Origin of the sequence: Methylobacterium sp. E-046 (assembly GCF_022829625.1) — a bacterium.
GTDB classification, from domain to species: Bacteria; Pseudomonadota; Alphaproteobacteria; order Rhizobiales; family Beijerinckiaceae; genus Methylobacterium; species Methylobacterium longum.
The window spans coordinates 1-2,727 of sequence record NZ_JAKSYP010000089.1 but is presented as its reverse complement, the minus strand read 5'-3'; the positions used below and the strand labels follow the sequence as shown (position 1 = coordinate 2,727).

The 2,727-nt window shown below is 67.3% G+C and carries 3 protein-coding genes; 2 read left to right on the top strand and 1 reads right to left on the bottom strand.

The features are described from left to right. Window positions 1–77 precede the first annotated feature (77 nt). Window positions 78–437: a hypothetical protein gene (locus MKK82_RS07290; protein ID WP_243985173.1), complete on the bottom strand. Its 360-nt coding sequence runs from the start codon at window positions 435–437 to the stop codon at window positions 78–80. Between the two features lie 99 nt (window positions 438–536). On the opposite strand from MKK82_RS07290, the gene MKK82_RS07285 reads away from it, so the two are divergent. Continuing rightward, window positions 537–1,610 (top strand): hypothetical protein, encoded by a 1,074-nt coding sequence (locus MKK82_RS07285; protein WP_243985171.1) that lies wholly within the window; start codon window positions 537–539, stop codon window positions 1,608–1,610. 6 nt (window positions 1,611–1,616) lie between these two features. Next, on the top strand, window positions 1,617–1,922 hold the full coding sequence (locus MKK82_RS07280; protein WP_243985169.1) for a hypothetical protein: 306 nt from the start codon (window positions 1,617–1,619) through the stop codon (window positions 1,920–1,922). Window positions 1,923–2,727: the final 805 nt, after the last annotated feature.

Below are 2,727 nucleotides of genomic sequence, written 5' to 3'. Positions count from 1 at the left end.
CGAGCGGCGGCGCTTGGATCTGTCGCGGGCCGCGGCACGCAGGCAGCAATGCTGTCTCAGTCGGATCGGGCTCGGCCCTACTTCCCGGCGGCTTTACCAGCCTTCTCGCGGTAGAGGAGCACGCCGCCCGTGATCCAGAGCAGCACTAAGAACGCCCAGATCCCGCTTTCGCCGATCCTGGCAGATAGCCAATCGCCGACGCTGGGGGCTGTGGCGCTAGCTGCCCAGCCTATCGCCGACATGACGATGGCGAACAGGATAAGGGTCGTCAGGATCTCGGCCCAGCGAAGCATACCCGAGAATGTGGCCCTGCCCCGCCATTCTGTCGATAGCCGCCAGGATCGCGCACTGAGGCTCAGGACGGCGACTTCCACGAACCTGCAGACAGACACCCGAAATCGCCTTACGCCCGCCAGCGGGCCGGATTTCGCAACCATGGGGCATTCCGCATGAGCGATGGAAGCGGCTTCGGAGGTTTGCCTTCGTTCGCGGGTGGCGGCGGAGGTCTCAGCCCGTCCATCCAGGATTGGCTGCAGATGCAGCAGCTCGCCCAGGCGCAGGCGCAGGGGCAGGGGCAGGGCGCCATGAGCCAGGACGTGCCGCAGGCCACGCCTCCAGGTTACACAGGATACACACCGCAGACGCCGCCCACCGGCGCGCCGACGCCCGTCGTGCAGCCGCAAGCGCAGAGGCTCGCCTCCGCGGCCATGAATGCGCTGGGCCCGAACAGCGCCGCGGCGGCGACGCCGGATCCGAACGACATCCGCGGCCGGTTCATCTCCACCCTGCAGCAGGGCGGCCTGACGAACCCGAACGGCCTCGGGGCGGTGGCGGCGTACGCGCAGCACGAGAGCCGGTACTCGCCCTCGAACATCACCGGCTCCTGGTCGGATCCGTCCGAGAGCGGTCAGGCAGGTCAGTCCGGTGGCATCCTCTCGTGGAGGGCCGATCGCCTCGCCAACATGCGGGCCTTCACGCAGGGCGCGGCCGATCCGGTGGTGGCGCAGGCCCAGTTCCTGCTGAAGGAGAACCCGCAGCTCACGCAGGCCCTGCAGAACGCCCAGAGCCCGCAGGAGGCGCACGCCCTGATGGCGGACGCCTGGAAATTCGCGGGCTATAACCGCCCCGGCGGCGAGAACGCGGCCCGGCTGGCGACGACACAGGCCTACGCAAACAGCTTCGGCGGCGGGCAGGCCCTACCGGGCGTGGCGGCTCCTCGTGGCGGCTCGATGGGCAGCACGGCACAGCAGGGCGCCTTCGGGTTGAGCGGCATCGTGGGTCAGGGCTCGGTCGTGCCGGGGCAGGCGTCCCCGACTCCTGACGTAGCGTCCCTATCGAGCCAGCCCTTCACCACCATGCCGGCACCGGGCGGGTTCTCGTCGGACCCTGCTGTGCAGCCCGCTCAGCCGAGCAACCAGTACGCGCAGATCGGCAACGCGCTGAAGGCCGCCGCCTCGGGTCAGCAGAAGCAGGTTCAGCAGAGGTCGGGCGGCATGATGGGAGCACCGGATGTCGGTGGCCGGCCGATCTCCCTGCAGCAGGCCCGCGCCATGTTCGACCCGGGTAAATTCTATGGAGCGTTGCGCAGCGCAGGCGTGCGGGGCGTGTGATGGCAGATGGCGCAGCGCTTGCCGGGGAACAGCGGGGTGGTCTGGGCCTTCAGGATGAATTGGACAGTCGCCGTGATCGCCGCCCAAATCACCGGCGGCCTGCTGTTTTGGCGCCTGTGCAGCACGGCGCCGGTGATGACTGAAGACTACATCGAGGATGATGACTCGACGCTAGAGCCAACCGACGAACGACAGCACGGCCCAGATCAGGAAGCCGATCCAGGCGATCACCACGAGCAGCACCCCGCTCAGGATTGCCATCGTGCCAAAGCGAGCGAACAGCCCCCGTCTCAAGCTGACCCGTGGCTGTGACGGCTCCGCCTTGTCGTTGCTGGTTTGGGACAAGTCAGAAGCCTCGATCCACCGTCACGGCGTCGAGAAGCAACAAGGCGTCCAAAAGGGGTTCCGGCATCCGGAGCCCTCGTCACAAGGCAACGCGTCTAGCTGGGCTCAAGCTTGGCTGCAATCGTAGCCATTTTCAGCGCGACTGCGCCGGCGAGGCCGCACCGAGGCATCGGGGGGAGTGAAGCCTCGGTGCTGCTCTTCCGGCGCTCGGAATATGACCGGTCGCTGAGAGCATTCTCGGGCAAGATGGTTAATAGATCCTGTAGTCGATCCCGCGGCTTTACCGGCTCCACCGCCCGAGGCGCCGCTTCCACCGCTCGCCGGGCGGCAGGGCAGCCGGTGCCTTAGCGACGCGTGTCACCTGAGGGGACTGCATCCGCGGCGCTGGCGTGCGCGCTGGCTCCTCAAGCGCGACCTCGATCGCACGCTCCGGGATCAGCTCCTCGACCATCTCGGCAGCGTTCGGTTTGGCCTTGGGCGGTCGTCCGCGCCGCGGCCTCTGCGATTGCTCTTCCGCAATCTGCATCAAATCCGGCTCGACCTGCGAAGCCTCAGGCACCATCAGGTTGGGAAGGATCCGGCGAGACTCGGCAGCAGGCGCATGTAGAGTGGCTGGCGGAGGCCAAGAGACTGTTGGTCGTGGGGCCGCAGGCGCCTCGGCACGGTGCGGGATGAAAGTGCGCTGGTGCCGGCTGCCGGACTTGGTCTCGACGGTGAACGAACGAGGCGTACGGTTACGCATGGAGAAACTTTCGGATCAATCGCAGTCAGC

Coding starts and splice junctions, on each gene's coding strand:
- MKK82_RS07280 (WP_243985169.1), top strand. CDS start 1,617: ATGGCGCAGCGCTTGCCGGGGAACAGCGGGGTGGTCTGGGCCTTCAGG.
- MKK82_RS07290 (WP_243985173.1), bottom strand. CDS start 437: ATGGTTGCGAAATCCGGCCCGCTGGCGGGCGTAAGGCGATTTCGGGTG.
- MKK82_RS07285 (WP_243985171.1), top strand. CDS start 537: ATGCAGCAGCTCGCCCAGGCGCAGGCGCAGGGGCAGGGGCAGGGCGCC.